The sequence below is a fragment of the Streptomyces sp. NPDC048671 genome, from assembly GCF_055587045.1.
In genome coordinates this window covers 164,587-181,272 of the sequence record NZ_JBVJHB010000006.1, presented here as the reverse complement: position 1 = coordinate 181,272, position 16,686 = coordinate 164,587, and the positions used below count along the sequence as shown (strand labels likewise).

Annotated in this window: 10 protein-coding genes; all 10 read left to right on the top strand. The window is 72.9% G+C overall.

The window, feature by feature from the left end; genetic code table 11:
• Positions 1-391: 391 nt before the first annotated feature.
• Complete coding sequence (locus ACZ6S6_RS14020) at positions 392-1,180, top strand: ABC transporter ATP-binding protein (protein WP_469705788.1); 789 nt, start codon at positions 392-394, stop codon at positions 1,178-1,180.
• Positions 1,177-3,756, top strand: a complete 2,580-nt coding sequence (locus ACZ6S6_RS14015) for an ABC transporter permease (RefSeq protein WP_469705787.1) — start codon at positions 1,177-1,179, stop codon at positions 3,754-3,756. The genes ACZ6S6_RS14020 and ACZ6S6_RS14015 overlap by 4 nt, the downstream gene beginning before the upstream one ends.
• Positions 3,757-3,952: 196 nt before the next feature.
• Entirely contained in the window at positions 3,953-4,096 is a 144-nt protein-coding gene (locus tag ACZ6S6_RS14010) for a hypothetical protein (protein WP_469705786.1), read from the top strand.
• A gap of 9 nt (positions 4,097-4,105) precedes the next feature.
• The gene (locus tag ACZ6S6_RS14005; RefSeq protein ID WP_469705935.1) at positions 4,106-5,887 is read left to right on the top strand and encodes an AfsR/SARP family transcriptional regulator; all 1,782 of its coding nucleotides are present in this window, start codon (positions 4,106-4,108) and stop codon (positions 5,885-5,887) included.
• Between the two features lie 4 nt (positions 5,888-5,891).
• Positions 5,892-8,117, top strand: a complete 2,226-nt coding sequence (locus tag ACZ6S6_RS14000) for a TOMM precursor leader peptide-binding protein (RefSeq protein ID WP_469705785.1) — start codon at positions 5,892-5,894, stop codon at positions 8,115-8,117.
• Complete coding sequence (locus ACZ6S6_RS13995; protein WP_469705784.1) at positions 8,107-10,083, top strand: TOMM precursor leader peptide-binding protein; 1,977 nt, start codon at positions 8,107-8,109, stop codon at positions 10,081-10,083. The genes ACZ6S6_RS14000 and ACZ6S6_RS13995 overlap by 11 nt, the downstream gene beginning before the upstream one ends.
• A 28-nt stretch (positions 10,084-10,111) precedes the next feature.
• Complete coding sequence (locus ACZ6S6_RS13990) at positions 10,112-11,698, top strand: nitroreductase family protein (RefSeq protein WP_469705783.1); 1,587 nt, start codon at positions 10,112-10,114, stop codon at positions 11,696-11,698.
• 48 nt (positions 11,699-11,746) lie between these two features.
• Entirely contained in the window at positions 11,747-14,470 is a 2,724-nt protein-coding gene (locus ACZ6S6_RS13985; RefSeq protein WP_469705782.1) for a lantibiotic dehydratase, read from the top strand.
• Positions 14,467-15,525, top strand: coding sequence for a lantibiotic dehydratase C-terminal domain-containing protein (locus tag ACZ6S6_RS13980; protein ID WP_469705781.1), 1,059 nt, complete (start codon positions 14,467-14,469; stop codon positions 15,523-15,525). The genes ACZ6S6_RS13985 and ACZ6S6_RS13980 overlap by 4 nt, the downstream gene beginning before the upstream one ends.
• Positions 15,522-16,664: a site-2 protease family protein gene (locus ACZ6S6_RS13975; RefSeq protein ID WP_469705780.1), complete on the top strand. Its 1,143-nt coding sequence runs from the start codon at positions 15,522-15,524 to the stop codon at positions 16,662-16,664. Before ACZ6S6_RS13980 ends, ACZ6S6_RS13975 begins: the two co-directional genes overlap by 4 nt.
• The last annotated feature ends 22 nt before the right edge of the window (positions 16,665-16,686 follow it).

Sequence of the window (16,686 nt, the reverse complement as noted above, 5' to 3'; positions counted from 1 at the left end):
TCCCCATGCACGTAATTTCGGCCACTGTCTCACCTGCGGCTCTCGCGGGGCAGAGGGCAGCGGCGGCGGACGCACGGGGCGGGGCGCTCCACCCGCCGTGTGCCCCCTTGGGACCAGGCCCCTCAGCCGGCCCTCCATCCGGGGGCCGAGACCCCTAGGGGTAGCTCCTTACTTCTGTCCAGGGGCCGTTCCTCCCGGCGGAGGACGTGCCCGGTCCCGCCCGCTCCGTAGCGTGGTTGACACACCGCGATTGCGGCTGGCCGCAGGGGGTGGGGTGGGGAAAACCCCACCGGAAGACTGCGCTGGGCACCAGCGCGCCGGACCCCCTCAGGACGACAGACTTCAGAGCAGACAGCGACAACTGGGCGCTGACCGACATAGGAGAGAAACCGTGACAACGGCTGTGACCATTCCCAGGCACGCGGGCACTGGAAGGCGTACGGCTGTTGCTGCGCGAGCGCGGCAGGTCGTCAAGGCGTACGGGGTGGGGGAGACCCGGGTCGTCGCGCTCGACCACGTCGATGTGGACATCGCACGCGGGCAGTTCACGGCCATCATGGGCCCGTCCGGCTCCGGCAAGTCGACACTGATGCACTGCCTGGCCGGGCTGGACACCGTGACGTCCGGTCAGATCCACCTCGCCGAGACCGAGATCACCGGTCTCAAGGACAAGAAGCTGACCCAGCTCCGCCGCGACCGCATCGGGTTCATCTTCCAGGCGTTCAACCTCCTGCCGACGCTCAACGCGCTGGAGAACATCACGCTGCCGATGGACATCGCGGGCCGCAAGCCGGACGCCGCCTGGCTGCGGCAGGTCGTGGAGACCGTGGGCCTCTCCGACCGGCTCAAACACCGGCCGACCGAGCTCTCCGGCGGCCAGCAGCAGCGGGTCGCGGTGGCGCGGGCGCTCGCCGCCCAGCCGGAGATCATCTTCGGTGACGAGCCGACCGGGAACCTGGACTCGCGGGCCGGCGCCGAGGTGCTGGACTTCCTGCGCAAGTCCGTCGACGACCTGGGCCAGACCATCGTGATGGTCACCCACGACCCGGTCGCCGCCTCCTACGCGGACCGGGTGCTGTACCTCGCGGACGGGCGCATCGTCGACGAGATGCTCAACCCGACCGCCGACCAGGTGCTGGACCGGATGAAGGACTTCGACGCACGCGGGCGGACCTCATGACCGTCTGGAAGACCTCGATGCGCAACTTCTTCGCGCACAAGGGGCGAATGGCGCTCTCCGCCGTCGCCGTCCTGCTGTCGGTGGCGTTCGTCTGCGGCACACTCGTCTTCACCGACACGATGAACACCACGTTCGACAAGCTCTTCGCCGCGACCTCCGCCGACGTCACCGTCAGCCCGAAGTCCGCGAAGCTCGAAGACAACCCTGAGAACGGCAGGCCCGAGTCGCTGCCCGCCTCCGTCCTCGCACAGGTCGAGAAGGCTGACGGGGTGAAGAAGGCCGAGGGCGCCATCTCCAGCATGGCCGTCACGGTCGTCGACAGCCACAACAAGAACATGGGCTCCGAGACCGGCGCCCCCACGATCGCCGGCAACTGGACGCAGAACGAACTCCGTTCCATGGAGATCACCTCCGGCCACGCACCGCGCGGCCCCACCGACGTGATGGTCGACGCCGACACCGCGGACAGGCACCACCTGAAGATCGGTGACGAGCTGCGCACCATCGCCGTCACCGGCGACATCCGGGCGAGGATCAGCGGCATCGCCGCCTTCAAGGTCACCAACCCCGGTGCGGCGATCGTCTACCTCGACACCGCCACCGCCCAGCAGAAGCTGCTCGGCGCCCCCGACGTCTTCACCCAGATCTCCGTCACCGCCGAACCGGGCGTGGACGACGCCCAGTTGAAGCGGAACGTCGCCACCGCACTGGACGGCTCGGCCGCGTACAAGCTCCAGACGCAGAAGGAGGCCGCGGACGCCAACAAGGACTCCATGGGCTCGTTCCTCGACGTCATGAAGTACGCGATGCTCGGCTTCGCCGGGATCGCCTTCCTCGTCGGCATCTTCCTCATCGTCAACACCTTCTCGATGCTGGTCGCCCAGCGCACCCGCGAGATCGGCCTGATGCGGGCCATCGGCTCCAGCCGCAAGCAGGTCAACCGGTCCGTGCTGCTGGAGGCGGTGCTCCTCGGCATCGTCGGATCGATCCTCGGCGTCGCCGCCGGGGTCGGACTCGCCGTCGGGCTGATGAAGGTCATGAGCGCCATCGGCATGGAGCTGTCCACCCAGGACCTCACCGTCGCCTGGACGACCCCGGTGATCGGGCTCGCCCTCGGCGTCATCGTGACCGTGTTCGCCGCGTACATCCCGGCCCGCCGGGCCGGCAAGGTCTCCCCGATGGCCGCCCTGCGTGACTCCGGCACCCCGGCCGACGCCAAGTCCGGCTGGATCAGGGCCGGAATCGGCCTGGTCCTCACCGGCGCGGGCACGGCGGCGCTGTGGGCGACCACGCAGGCCGACAAGTCGAGCGACGGATCGCTCTTCCTCGGCCTGGGCGTGGTCCTCACCCTCATCGGCTTCATCGTGATCGGCCCGCTGCTCGCCGGTGTCGTGGTGCGGGCGCTCAGCGTCCTCGTCCTGCGGCTGTTCGGCCCGGTCGGCCGGCTGGCGGAGCGCAACGCGCTGCGCAACCCCCGGCGCACCGGCGCCACCGGTGCGGCCCTGATGATCGGCCTCGCCCTGGTGGCCTGCCTCTCGGTGGTGGGCTCCTCCATGGTCGCCTCGGCCACCGACGAGCTGGACAAGTCGGTGGGCGCGGACTTCATCGTGCAGTCGTCCACCGGTCAGCTGATCGTGCCGCAGGCCGCGAAGGCGCTGGAGACCGCGCCCGGCATCGAGCACGTCACGAACTACAAGGCCATCAGCGCGAAGCTCACCAACCCCGACGGCTCGACGACGGACGAGCACGTCACCGCCGCCGACCCGACGTACCCGCAGGACCTGCGGCGCGAGACCGTCGCCGGTGACCTGACCGCGGCCTACGGCAAGAACGCCATGTCGGTCGGGGAGGAGTACGCCACCGCGCACGGGATCAAGGTCGGCGAGACGGTCACGGTCGCGTTCAAGGCCGGCGAGACGGCGAAGCTGAAGGTCGCCGCGATCACCTCGGACGACACGACCGTGGATCAGGGCGCGATGTACCTGAGCACCGCGACCGCCGAGCGGTACGTCCCCGCCGACAAGATGCCCAAGAACGTGATCATGTTCGCCAAGGCGCAGGACGGCAAGGAGAAGGAGGCGTACGCCGCCCTCAAGAGCTCGCTCGCCGAGTACCCGCAGTACAAGGTGCAGAACCAGGCCGACTTCAAGCAGGACCTGAAGGACCAGATCGGCCAGCTCCTGAACATCGTGTACGGACTGCTCGCCCTGGCGATCATCGTCGCGGTGCTCGGTGTCGTGAACACCCTGGCCCTCTCGGTCGTCGAGCGGACCCGCGAGATCGGCCTGATGCGCGCCATCGGCCTCTCCCGCCGCCAGCTGCGCCGGATGATCCGGCTGGAGTCCGTGGTCATCGCCCTGTTCGGCGCCCTGCTCGGCCTCGGCCTGGGCATGGGCTGGGGCACCTCGGCCCAGAAGCTGCTGGCCCTGGAGGGCCTCGGTGTCCTGGAGATCCCGTGGCCGACCATCATCTCGGTCTTCGTCGCCTCGGCCTTCGTCGGACTGTTCGCGGCCCTGGTCCCGGCCTTCCGGGCCGGCCGGATGAACGTGCTGAACGCCATCGCCACGGACGGGTGAGGCGGCGGTCCACGTAGACTGACGGTTCCGGCCCCGGGCGTTCCTCCAAACGCCCGGGGCCGGATCCGTGCTTCCTGCACGAAGCTGCCGCCGCCGTGCAGCAAGCTGACACGGCGGCACGGACCCTGTCCCGTCCCCCGCTGGCATCGTCGTTCTGCCGGGAGTCCCCGGCCGTACGCAACCGCCGGAGGGAAACGTGTCCAGGTCCTCGCTCTCGCGGCAGCCCGACGGTGTCGCGCACCCCGTCGCCGTCGCCGTCGCCGTCGCCGCCACCGCTTCCGCCGCAGCCCTTCCCGCCGTCCCCGGCCGGGAGCGCGAACCGGTCAACGGCCGGGAGTAGGCGGCCGTGATGCGGTTCCAGCTGCTCGGGCCGCTGACCCTCGCGGACGGCCACGAGGCCGTGGTGCTCCAGCCGTCGAAGCCGACCATCCTGCTCGCCGCGCTGCTGCTGCACGCCAACACCGTGGTCTCCGCCGAGTACCTCCAGCGGGCCGTGTGGGGGCAGGAGCAGCCCGTCACCGCCAGGGCCGCTCTGCAGACGTGCGTGCTGCGGCTGCGCAGGCTCTTCACCCGGCACGGGGTGACCGGGACGGTGATCGAGGCCGTGCCCGGCGGCTACCGGATCACCGCCGCACCGCACACGCTTGACCTGCTCGGCTTCCGCGACCAGGTGCGCCGGGCGGTGACGCTGTCGGGCGACCCGGACGCGGAGCTCGCCACCCTCAAGGACGCGCTGGCGCTCTGGCAGGGCTCGCTGCTGGCCAACGTGCGTTCCGACGTGCTGCACCGGGACGAGGTCCCGCGGCTGGCCGAGGAGCGGCTGCGCAGCGTGGAGCGGGTCTGCGATCTGCTGCTCGGGCTGGGGCGCTGCGGTGAGGCACTGGTGGAGCTCTGGTCCGCCACCCGGACGTACCCGGAGAACGAGCGGCTCCACGAGCAGTTGATCGAGGCCCTGTACCGGACGGGCAGGCAGACCCAGGCCCTTGCCGAGTACCGCAGGGTCAAGGCGTTCCTGCTGGACGAACTCGGCGTCGACCCCTCGCCCGCCCTCCAGCAGCTGGAACTGGCGATCCTGCGGGGCGAGGACCTCGGTACGGGTCACGGCCCGGCCGCGCTGCCGGCCGCCGACCCGGTGCGCACCGCCGAGGCCGGGGCAGCCGCCGGCCACGGTGCCCGTCCGGTGCCCGTCGTGCCCAACTTCACCGGCCGGGAGGGCGAGACCGCGGCCATGGTGGCCCGGCTCACCGCCCCCGCCGAACCCGGCGAAGAGGCCCCGCACCCGCTCACCGTCCTGGTGTCGGGGCCGCCCGGCATCGGCAAGTCGGCCCTCGCCCACCATGTCGCGCACCTCGTGCGGGACGCCTTCCCCGGCGGCCGGTGGCTGGTGCCGGTGACCCGTCCGGACGGCGGGGCGCGCCGATGGGACGACATCGCCGCGGAGGTGGCCGACGCGTTGCGGGCCGGTCCGGACGGCGAACGGGTCCTGCTGGTCCTGGACGATGTGGTGGACGCCGATCAGGTGCGCCCGCTGCTGCCCGCGATCGCCGGGGCGCAGGGGGCCGTGATCACGACCAGCCGGATGGGGCTCGCCGGGCTCATCGCCACCCACGGCGGATGGGTGCACCGGCTCACCGCCTTCACCGAGGCGGAGTCGTACGCCCTGCTGCTGTCGGTGCTCGGCGCCGAGCGGGTCGAGGCGGAGCCGGACGCGGCGCACCGCCTCGCCCGGCTGTGCGGGCACTTCCCCTTCGCCCTGCGGATCCTGACGGCCCGGCTGCTGACCCGACCGGGGCTGCGGCTCGCCGACGCCGTCGGCTGGCTGGGCGAGGACCCACTGGCCCGGCTCACGCTGACGGACTCGCCGGACATCTCCGTGCGGGCCCTGCTCGACGGTGCGCTGAACCGGCTCGGACCCCGGCTGTCCGAGGCGTTCCAGCGGGTCGCGGCGGCGCCGGGGGAGACCTTCGCCGCCGAGGACAGCCCGGCCGTGACCGAGGCGGTCCTGGAACAGCTGGCCGACGCCGGACTGCTGGAGGACGGCCCGCCGGGTCCCTACCGGGTCCATGAACTGCTCCGCAGCTACGTACGCAGAACCGCCCCGGAACACATCCGCCGCACAGAGAAGGTGTGACCCCATGGCCGCGAACACCCCGATTGCCGCACCCTCGAACGCCGTTGCCGGCCCGGCCGGTACCGGTACGTTCGACGCGCTCGCCGCGACCCGGCCGCGCATCCGACGGGACGTGCTGTTCACCGAGACCCCCGGCGGGGTGCTCTTCCACAACGCCGACGGCGGTTTCCACCTGACCGGCCGCACCGCCTACCGCTTCGCCTCCCTCGTCGTCCCGCACCTGACCGGCCACCACCGGCTCGCCGAACTCTGCGCCGGGTTCGGGCCGGCCCAGCGCGCGATGGCCGCCGAGCTGGTCAAGACGCTGTACGAGCGCGGCTTCGCCCGTGACGTGCCCGAGCCGCCGAGCGCGGCGGACCCGGTGCCGGACGAGGCCGCCGCACAACGGTTCGCCGCGCAGATCGCGTACGTCGACCACTACGCCGACGGCGCCCCCGAACGCTTCGCCCGGTTCCGTGCCACGCGGGTCGCCGTGCTCGGCGACGACGAGATCGCCCGCTGGTGCGCACTGAGCCTGCTGCGCAACGGGTGCGCGGAGATCGGCACGGTCACCGGCTCCGACGAGATCGCGGCCGAGGCGGCGGGGGCCGGGGCGCGGGCCGGCCTCATCGGCGCGGGTGCCGGAGCGGGCTGGGACGCGCTCGACGGCTACGACGTCGTCGTGGTGACCGGCACCGGGGCCGGGGCGCGTACCCACCGGCTGCTGGCCGCCGGGATACCCGGGGGCCGCACCCTGATACCCGCCTGGCTGTTCGGCGAGCGCGTGGTCGTCGGCCCGCTCGCCACCACCGACTCCACGGGCTGCTGGTCCTGCGCGGTGCTGCGGCTGGGCGGCAACGTGTCCGCCGCCGACGCCGCCGCGCTGTGGGGCGAGGCCGCGGGGGTCACCCCGGAGTCCGGCGACAGGGTGTCCGGGCCGGTCGCCGCGATGGTCGGCAACCTCATCGGCTACGAGATCTTCCGCCTCACCACCGGCGCGCTGCCCGCCGAGACCGACGGCCAGGTACTGGTCCAGGACCTGGCCTCGCTGGACGTACGGGCCGAACCCGTGCGGCCCCACCCGCGCTGCGGCCGCTGCGCCGCGCTCGACACCGGGCAGCCGCCCGCCGCGCTGCCGGACGGACTGGCGCTGCCGGTCACCGCGACCGTGGAGACGGCCCGGGACGCGGAGGCGATGGTCGAGGAGCTGAACCGGATCAGCACGGCGCTGGTCCGCCCGTACACCGGGGTCTTCAGCCGGTACGACGACGAGGCGCTGACCCAGACCCCGCTGAAGGTCAGCCGGGTCGAGGTGGCGCTCGGCGCGGGGGTGCGGCGGCTGGTCGCCGCCTTCGACGTGCACCATCTGGCGGGTGCGCGGATGCGGGCGCTGTACGCCGCCGCGACCGCGTACGTCGAGCACGTGGTCCCGCCGGCCGGGGCGGCGGACGCGGGGGCCGGGGCGGACCGGGTGCTGGGCGCCGAGGCGTTCACCACCTTCGGCGGCAGCGGCGCGGCCCCGGCCGCCTGGGCCGTCGCGACCTCGCTGCTCACCAAGGAGCCCGTGCGGGTGCCCGCCGAGGCGGTGCGGACCTTCGGGGCGCGCAACCACCACCGGGTGCACCTCGCGACCTCCGCCGGATCGGGCGCGGGCCCCGGTGCGCGGGAGGCCGCGGGCACCGGCCTGATGTCGGCCCTGGCGCACGACGCGCTGCTGCGGGCGGTCCGCGGCGCCACGGCCGTCAGCCCGGTCGCCGCCGACGGGGACGACCCGGAGCTGGTGTTCCTGCTGAAGTCCGCGGCCAACCTGGACCTCGCGGTGGAGCTGCTCGACCTCGGTGAGGCGGAGCGCACCGGTGCCCACGCGGTGCTGGCCCGTGAGGCCGACGGGCCTTCGGGTAACGGGCGTTGGGCGATCGGCGCGGGCCTCTCGCGGCGGGCGGCGGTCTGTGCGGCGCTGCGGGATCTCCTGGGGCAGGCGCAGCTGGCCGCTGAGGACCCGGCGGGCGTCGTGGACCTGGGCGACCCGCTGGTCCGCGATCTCGCCGCCGCGGCCGTCGCGGTGAGCGGCGCCCCGGTCACGGCGGGCGGGCCGGCGACCACGTTCGACGCGGTGCTGGAGCGGCTGCGGCTCGCCGGACGCGACGCGCTGTACGTGGACACCACCCCGGCGGACCTGGCGGCGGCCGGCATCGCCACGGCCAGGGTGCTGCTCACGGTGGACGGTGCGGGTGCCCCCGATGTCCGTTGAGACGCCCGTGCGTGCCGCCGGCCCGGCACAGGAGTCCGCGCACCTGCTGACGGACCTCCTGCACGAGGCGCTGAGCCGGCACGGCACACCGCCGCCGCTGGACGTGGCGCCGCTGGGCGTGAGCGACGCGTTCGCGCCCGTGGCCGCCGCCCCGGCCGGCCCCGTGCCCGCCCACGTCAACACCACCACCGCCGTGCCCGTCCGCTTCTACGGCCGGCACGCCGTCGTCGGCCCCTTCGCGACCTCACGCGGGAGCGGCCCGCAGCCCTGTGCCCACTGCCTCGAACGGCGCTGGCAGGCCGTGCGGTCCGTCGCGCTGCGCGAGGCCCTGGAGCTCGGCTCCGGTACCAGGGCGGCCGGGGAATCCCCCTACATCACACCGTTCACCGCCCACACCATCGCCGGCCTCGTCGCCGCCGGAACCGCCGGGGACGGACCGGACACCGGCGCCTTCCCTGCCGTGCACCTGGTGGACCTGGAGACCCTGACGGTCCGGCACTACCCGCTCGTACCCGACCCGGAGTGCCCGCGCTGCGGACACGTCGAACCGGACACCGCCGAGGCCGCCGTGCTCACCCTGCGGCCCGCGCCCAAGGCCCGGCCCGGCACCTTCCGGGTCCGGGACATCGAGACGTACGAACTGCCCGTCGAGCCGTACGCCAACCCCGTCTGCGGCTCGCTCGGCCCCTCCGTCGTGCAGGACGTCTCCTCGACGTCGACCTCGGCCACCATCGGCTGCTTCTCCATGCGTTCGGGCGAATACCTCCGCGAGACGTACTGGGGCGGGCACGCCGACACCTTCGCCGAGAGCATGCGGATCGGGGTGCTCGAAGGCCTGGAGCGGTACGCGGGCATGCGCTCCCGGTCCAAGCGCGCGCAGACGCGCGGTTCGCTGGACGCGCTGCGCGGCCGCGGTGAGCGGGCCCTCGACCCGCGCGTCTGCGGGCTGTACTCGGACGCCTTCCACCGCGCCAACCCCCGCGTCCCGCCGTTCTCCCCGGACCGCGAGATCCCCTGGGTGCACGGCTACTCACTGCGCGACAACCAGCCGGTCCTGGTCCCGGAAGTCCTCACGTACTACCACGCACCCGGCCTGGAGAACCGCTTCGTGCAGGAGAGCTCCAACGGCTGTGCCTCGGGCGGCTGCCTGGAGGAGGCGGTCTACTTCGGCCTGATGGAGGTCATCGAACGCGACGCGTTCCTGCTGACCTGGTACGGGCGGGCCGCCCTGCCCGAGATCGATCCGCGCACCAGCCGCCGCCCGGCCACCCGGCAGATGGTCGACCGGCTGGAGATGTACGGCTACGAGGCCCGCTTCTTCGACACCCGGATCTCCTTCCCCGTCCCCGTCGTCACCGGCGTCGCGGTGCGGCCCGACGGGGGCCTGGGCCGGATGTGCTTCGGCGCGGGCGCCGGGCTCGACCCGGAGGCGGCCCTGGCCGGTGCGCTCTGCGAGATCGCCACCGACGCGGTGAACCTGCGGCGCCGCACCGAGCGCGATCTGACCCGGCTGCGCGCCATGGCCGACGACTTCGGACGGGTCGAGGCGCTGCACGATCACCCGCTGGCCTACGGAATCCCCGAGATGGGCAGCCACGCCCACTTCCTGATCGGCGAACCGGGAGCGCCGCGCCCGCCCGCCCGGTCCTTCGCCGAGCTGTACGGGGACGGCTCCGTGCCCCCCGTCTCCGACGACCTGCGGGAGGACCTGGCGAGTTGCGTGGACGCGGTCACCGCCGCCGGCTTCGACGTGATCGTCGTCGACCAGACCATGCCGGAACAGCGTGAACTGGGTCTGACCACGGTCTCCGTCATCGTGCCGGGGCTGCTGCCGATCGACTTCGGCTGGACGCGGCAGCGGGCGCTGGCCATGCCGAGGCTGCGTACCGCGCTGGGTGCGGCCGGGCTGCGTCCGGGCGAACTCACCGACGCCGAACTGAACCTCGCCCCCCACCCCTTCCCGTGATCCGTCACCCGTGACCAAGGAGCCTGCCATGGGGTACGCCCATGAATACGCCGACGCGATCCTCGCGCGAAACCGGGTCCCGATGGAGCCGGCGGACTACGTGCCGAACTGGGCGGACGGCCCGCGCAAGGGCAAGCACTACCCGGGCGTCGACAGCATGCCGCTGCCCGCGTCCGGTTACCCGGCCGACGCCTCGCTCGACCGCGGCCTGGACCAGGACGCCGCCAGGGACGGGGAGTTCGACCTTCCCGCGCTCTCCGGAATGCTCCGTGACTCGTACGGGCTGACCGGCCGCAGGCTCGGCGTCCAGGCCAACACCGATCTGAGCGCCCTGCCGCACTACCCGCTCGCCAACTGGTCCCGGGGCTCCGCCTCCGGCGGCGGCCTCTACCCGGTCAGCGTGTACTGGGTGTCCGGGGCGAGCGGGCCCGTACCGCCGGGCGTGCACTACTACTCCACCCGCCACCACGCCATGCAGCGGCTGCTGACCGGCGAGGTGTCGCACGAGGTGCGGGCGGCGCTCGGGGACGGAGCGCCGGGGCCGGACACCGACCAGTACCTGGTCCTGGGCATCAAGTACTGGCAGAACGCCTTCAAGTACAACAACTTCTCCTTCCACGCCGTGTCCATGGACCTCGGCGCCTGCCTCCAGACCTGGCGGATGTGGGCGGGCGCCAGGGGGCTGTCCGTCGAACCCGCGCTCTGGTTCGACGAGGAGCGGCTCGGGCGGCTGCTCGGCGTGGACACACAGGAGGAGGGCCTCTTCGCCGTCGTCCCGCTGAAGTGGGCGGGCACCGGCCCCCGCCCGGAGCCGGCCCCCGCCCCGCCGGCCGAGGTCTCCGTACGCCACCGGGACCAGGAGCGTTCGCGCACCGTGCTCACCTTCGACGCGCTGCGCCGGATGCAGGCGGTCACCGCCGGGCACGCCGCGGACCGGCCGGGCCCCGCGGATCTCGCCCCCGCCGCGGCGCATCCCGTGGACCGGGCCCGCCCCGAGGTGGCGCTGCCGCCTGCCGGGCCGCTCGGCACCGACGTACGCACCGCCCTGCGTGACCGGCGCAGCAGCTTCGGCCGCTTCGACGCCCAGCACCCGCTGACCGGGGAGCAGTTGGCGTCCTGCCTGGCGGCCGCCGCGGCCGGTTCGCGGATCGGCGGGGACGGCGGCGGACAGCGGCTGGCGAAGCTGTACGCGTTCGTCAGCCATGTCGAGTCGCTCACCCCGGGGGCGTACGAATACGACCCCGAGGCGCACAGCCTGCGGCTGGTGAAGGCGGGCCGGCCCGGCGAGTTCCTCCAGCGCAACTACTTCCTGACGAACTACAACCTGGAACAGGCGGGCGTCGTCCTGGTGTCCACCGTCCGTACCCACGCCGTGCTCGACGCCGTCGGCGACCGGGGATACCGCCTGGTCAACGCCACCATCGGGGCGATCGCCCAGACCGTGTACACGGCCGCGTCAGCCGTGCGCACCGGCTGCGGGGTGGCACTCGGCTTCGACAACCTCAGTTACGCCGAGGAGCTCGGACTCGAAGGGACGGGCGAGGCACCGCTGCTGATCATGATGATCGGCAACGAGCGGCCCGCCCCGGCCGACTTCCGGTACGAGATCGCCTGAGCCCCACCACCGTCGACGATGCCCGTAACCGGAAGGGGAAGCCCCGAAATGACCTCGGACAACCCGCCCACCGCCGCCGTCACCCGGCCCCGCTTCATGCTGCGGGTCGCCGGGCTGCCGGTGGAGTGCGTGCAGGCGCTGCGCTGCCCGGAGAGCCGCCGCTGGACCGATGAACTCCTCGACTCGACCGAGCGGTCGAGGGCCGAGGGGCAGGCGCTCGGCGACCTGATCCACGGTCTGGTCGGCGGCAGCGAGGACGAGGCGCTGCGCCGGACGCTGCTCAAGCTGCGCCGCGACGTCTTCAACAACCGGCTGCCCCGCCCCGACGCCGCCGAGCGGTCCCTCGCCCTGGTGCGGGGCCTCGACCCGGCAACGGGTGCGGCACTGGCCGGCTGGCTGACCGCCAGGCACCGGCTGGACGGGCACCGGGCCGTCGGCGCCGGGCTGCTCGCCGAGGAGACCGGCCGGGCCCGCGAGGCGCTGCGCCGGACCGCGGGCGAGGAACGGCTGCGCAACGGGCTGCTGCTGGCATCACCCACGCTGGACGCCCAGCTCGACGCGTACACGCGAAACGGCGGCGGCCCGAACCCCGACCGCAAGCAGCGCAAGATCGAACGCTCGCTGCTCTCCTACGTGTACCGCACGGCCTGCAAGACCAGCCCCTTCTCCACGTTCACCGGGGTGGCACTGGGCACCCTCGGCGAACCGGACGCGGACGGCGGCGGGCTCGGTGTCCGGGTCGACGACGTCTGGAGCGGGCGCATCCGGCTCAACGTGGTGGCCGTCGGCCGGCTCGCCGAAGCGGTGATCGCCGATCCGGTGCGCCGCGCCGACCTGCCGGTCGCCCCGGCCTCCGGCTGGGGCCGCGACGACGACCGGGTCCGCTATGTGCGCCGCTGGGTCACCCAGGGCGACGAGGACACCGCCGTCACCTTCGACGCGGTGAAGGACCGGCTGTTCTTCCTCCACCGCAGCGGCACCCTGGAACGGCTCCTCGCCATGTTCGAGGAGCACGGCACCCTGCGCTACGGCGAGCTGGTGAGCTGGCTGGCGAAGGACCGGGGAGCGGGCGAGGAGGAGTGCGCCCAGTACCTCAAGGCACTCCTGGACCTCGGCATGGTGCAGGTCCCGTGCCTGCGCACCGAGGTCCACGACACCGACCCGCTGGGTGCCTTCCAGTCGTCCCTGCGAGGGCTCGGCCGGCCCTGGGCGGACCGGCTGGCCGCACGCCTGGACACCCCGATGTCCTGCATCGACCGGTTCGCGGACGCGGACCCGGCCGGGCGCCGGGCGCTGCTCGACGAGGTGCGCGGCTCGCTGCGCACCCTCCAGGAGGAGGAGCTCGGCGTCGCCGCGGCGAAGATCCCGCAGACCCTGCTCTACGAGGACGCGGCGGCCGGGCACACGGCCCGGCTGTCCGCCCCGGACTGGGAGCGGCTGGCAGCCGGTCCGCTCGGCGCCGTGGAGCGCGTCCTGCCCGCGTTCGACCTCACGCTGCCGCAGCGCGTGACGTTCAAGGGGTTCTTCCTCGCCCGGTACGGGCAGGGCGGGCGCTGCGACGACCTGCTGAAGCTGGTCCACGACTTCCACGAGGACTTCTTCGACCAGTACATCTCGTTCACCTCGAAGCACACCACGTTCGACGAGGACGGGAACTACGTCCCCGAGGAGAACTGGCTCTCCCTGCCGCAGCTCAAGGCCCTCGACACGGCCCGGCTGGCCTTCGTCGAGCGGATGCGCGCCCTGTGGGCGGCCACCACGTCGGCCCCTGGCCCGGTCCCGGACGAGATCCGGATCGACGACGGCTTCCTCTCCGAGGTCGCCGCCGAACTCGAACCGCTGGCGGAGGACTTCACCCCGCTCACGCACCATGTGCAGATCGTGGACCGGCCCGTCGATCCGCTGGTCGTCCTGAACCGTTCCTACGGCGGGGTGTCCTTCCCGTTCAGCCGGTTCACCCATCTCTTCGACGGCCTGGACGAGCGGCTCCTCGACGCCACCACACCTCTCGTGCCCGAGGGCGCCGTCCTCGCCGAGGTCACCGGGGGACCGGTCACCAGCAACCTCAACCTGCACGGCCGGCTCACCGGGTACGAGATCGTCTGCCCCGGTGAGCGCGGCACCCTGTCCCCGGACCGCCGCATCCACCTGGACGACCTGTACCTCGTCCACGACCCGGACTCCGACCGGCTCACGCTGCGCTCCATCCGCCTGGACAAGGAGGTCATCCCGGTCTACCTCGGCTACCTCGTCCCGCTCGCGCTGCCCGAACTGCCCCGCACCCTGCTGCTGCTCTCACCGACCTCGATGTCCCCGCTCCACGTCTGGGGCGGCGTCCCCGAGGGCGCCCCCGTCAACGGGGTGACCAGCAGGCCGCGTGTCCGGCACGGCAGCGTGGTGCTCAGCCGGCGCAGCTGGACCGCGCTCGCCCCGGCCCTGCCGCTGCGCGGTCCCGGGACGGCGGACGACGCGTGGTTCCTGGACTGGCACGCGTTCCGCCGCGCCCACGCCCTGCCGGACCGGATGTTCGTCACCGTCTCGGACGGCGGGGCGCGCGGGGCGACCGGGGCCAAGCCGAGCTACCTCGACTTCGACAGCCCGCTTTCGCTGGCGGCGTTCGAGGCGCTGGTCAGGAGCCCGGGTGCGCGGGTCGTGTTCCGGGAAATGCTGCCCGACGAGGACTCCCTGCACACCGTCTCCGCCCACGGCCACCACGTCGCCGAGCTCGCGCTGGAGACCCTCGCCCCCGTCCGAGAGAGGAACCACCCATGAGCTCAGCCCTCACCGGCCCCGCCCCCGCGGACACCCGCCGGGCGGGAGCCTGGCAGGCCACCCACATCTTCTACGCCGCCAACCCCCGCCCCATGCTCACGCACTGCGTCCGCCCCCTGATCGCCGCGCTGGAGGCCGACGGGCTGCTCGCGGGGTACTTCTTCATCAACTACTGGCTGGAGGGTCCGCATGTGAGGCTGCGGATCAGGCCCTCCGGCCCGGAGGCCGAGGCAGAGGTCCGGCGCCGCACGGAGGAGGCCCTCGACGCGTTCCTGACCGAACGCCCCGCCCTGTACGAAGTGGACTCGGGGTTCCTCAACGAGTTCTACAACGCCCTGTTCGACATCGAGTTCCCCGGCGCCGAACGCGGCCCGTACATGGACGACCGGGGCCGGATGAACCTGCGCCCCAACAACTCGCGCAGCGAGGAGAGTTACGACCCGGAGTACGCCAAGTACGGTGGCCCGGCCGGGATCGAGCTGGCCGAATGGCACTTCCGGAACTCCAGCGACCTGGTCATCGACGCCTTCCGGTCGAAGAACCTGCACCTGCGGACCGTACTGCTGGGCACCTCCGCCCAGCTGATGATGGTGATGTCGGCGACCTTCCTGCCCGACCGGCGGAAGCTGGCCGACTACCTCGACAGCTACTACGAGTTCTGGCACCGGGCGTTCCCCGGGACCGGCTTCATCGGCAGCGACGAGTACGACAGCAACTACGCCTCGATGGCCGCCGGCCTCGCCGCCCGCTTCGACCGTGTCCGCGCCGCCACGGCGGGCGAGGGCGGCGCTGCCCGGCTGCCCGGCTTCCTCGCGGGATGGGCCGAGCACTGCGCCGAACTCCGGGAGCGGGTGGTCACGCTGGCCCGCGACGGCGATCTGGTGTTCCCGTCCCGCGACGGCGACGGCGAGGAGCCGGTCACCGCCCCCTCGGCCGCGCTGCCGATGCTCCTCTCCCCGTACATGCACATGACCAACAACCGGCTGCATGTGACGATCAGGGACGAGGCCTACCTCTCGCACGTGCTCGGCCGCGCCCTGCGGGAGTCCGGATGAGCGCCGTCGCGCCCGGCTCCGCCGAGGCCCTCGCCGCCTACCGTCCCGCGCTGCGGCCCGGAGTCCTGCTCAGCGAGGCGCTGCTGCACGGCGCCGCGACGGTGCACCTGATCAAGGACACCGACAGCGACAGTTCCTTCAAGGTCGGCGCCAAGGAGCACTTCCTCATCGCCCGGATGGACGGCGAGCACACTCTCGGAGAGATCGGCGAGGCATACGCGCAGGCCTACGGCCGCCGGCTCGACCAGGCCCGCTGGCAGCAGATCCTCCGGATGCTCGGCACCCGCGGCCTGCTGGCCGGGGGACCCGCCCGGACGTCAGCCCAGGCCGCGGGCGGCCCCGGACCCGTCGCGCCCGCACCGCCGCGACGGGGCGTCCTGCGCGGCAGCATCCGGCTGGTCGCCGACGCGGACGCCACCGCGGCCCGGCTGCACCGGGCCGTGGGCTTCCTCCTCGCCCCGGGGTGGATGGTGCCGCTGCTGACGGCCCTCGTGGCGATGGAGGCGCTGATCACCCTGCGGGCGGGCGAACTCCTCCAGGACACCCGCGAGGTCTTCACCAATCCGGTGCTGCTGACCGGCCTGGCCACGCTGCTGTGGTTCAGCACCGCCCTGCACGAACTGGCCCACGCCGTCGTCGCCCGGCACAACGGCGGCAAGGTCGCCGAGATCGGCCTGCGCTGGCGGTTCCCCGTGCTCATCATGTACTGCACGGTGGACAACTACCTGTACCTGGGCTCCCGCAGGCAACGCATCAACACCGCGCTCGCCGGAGCGGTGATGAACCTGCTGTTCCTGCTGCCGTTCTGCGCTCTGTGGCTGTTCGCCCCGCTCGACGATCCCACACACGACGCGTTCGGCGCGCTGCTGCTCCTCGGCAGCGTCCAGGCACTCGCCATGCTGGTGCCCCTTCCGCCGCTCGACGGCTACCGGATCGCCGGACAGCTGTGCGGGGCCACCGAACTGGCCGCCTCGACCGCCACGTATCTGCGCCTGGCCGCACGCCGCGACCCGGCCGCCGCCGATTACCCGCGGCGCGCCCGGACCGCGTATCTCGGCTACGGAACGTGCGCGGTGCTCGCCCTCGTCCTGGTCGTCGCCGCCGTCGTCGCGGCCGTTGTCCACCTGCTCCCCGCCTGACCGCCGCCCGACCCGCCGATCA

Bases quoted from the DNA above. Each gene is read 5' to 3' on its own strand.
- ACZ6S6_RS14015 (WP_469705787.1), top strand. From the start codon at position 1,177: ATGACCGTCTGGAAGACCTCGATGCGCAACTTCTTCGCGCACAAGGGG.
- ACZ6S6_RS14005 (WP_469705935.1), top strand. From the start codon at position 4,106: ATGCGGTTCCAGCTGCTCGGGCCGCTGACCCTCGCGGACGGCCACGAG.
- ACZ6S6_RS14000 (WP_469705785.1), top strand. From the start codon at position 5,892: ATGGCCGCGAACACCCCGATTGCCGCACCCTCGAACGCCGTTGCCGGC.
- ACZ6S6_RS13995 (WP_469705784.1), top strand. From the start codon at position 8,107: ATGTCCGTTGAGACGCCCGTGCGTGCCGCCGGCCCGGCACAGGAGTCC.
- ACZ6S6_RS13990 (WP_469705783.1), top strand. From the start codon at position 10,112: ATGGGGTACGCCCATGAATACGCCGACGCGATCCTCGCGCGAAACCGG.
- ACZ6S6_RS13985 (WP_469705782.1), top strand. From the start codon at position 11,747: ATGACCTCGGACAACCCGCCCACCGCCGCCGTCACCCGGCCCCGCTTC.
- ACZ6S6_RS13980 (WP_469705781.1), top strand. From the start codon at position 14,467: ATGAGCTCAGCCCTCACCGGCCCCGCCCCCGCGGACACCCGCCGGGCG.
- ACZ6S6_RS13975 (WP_469705780.1), top strand. From the start codon at position 15,522: ATGAGCGCCGTCGCGCCCGGCTCCGCCGAGGCCCTCGCCGCCTACCGT.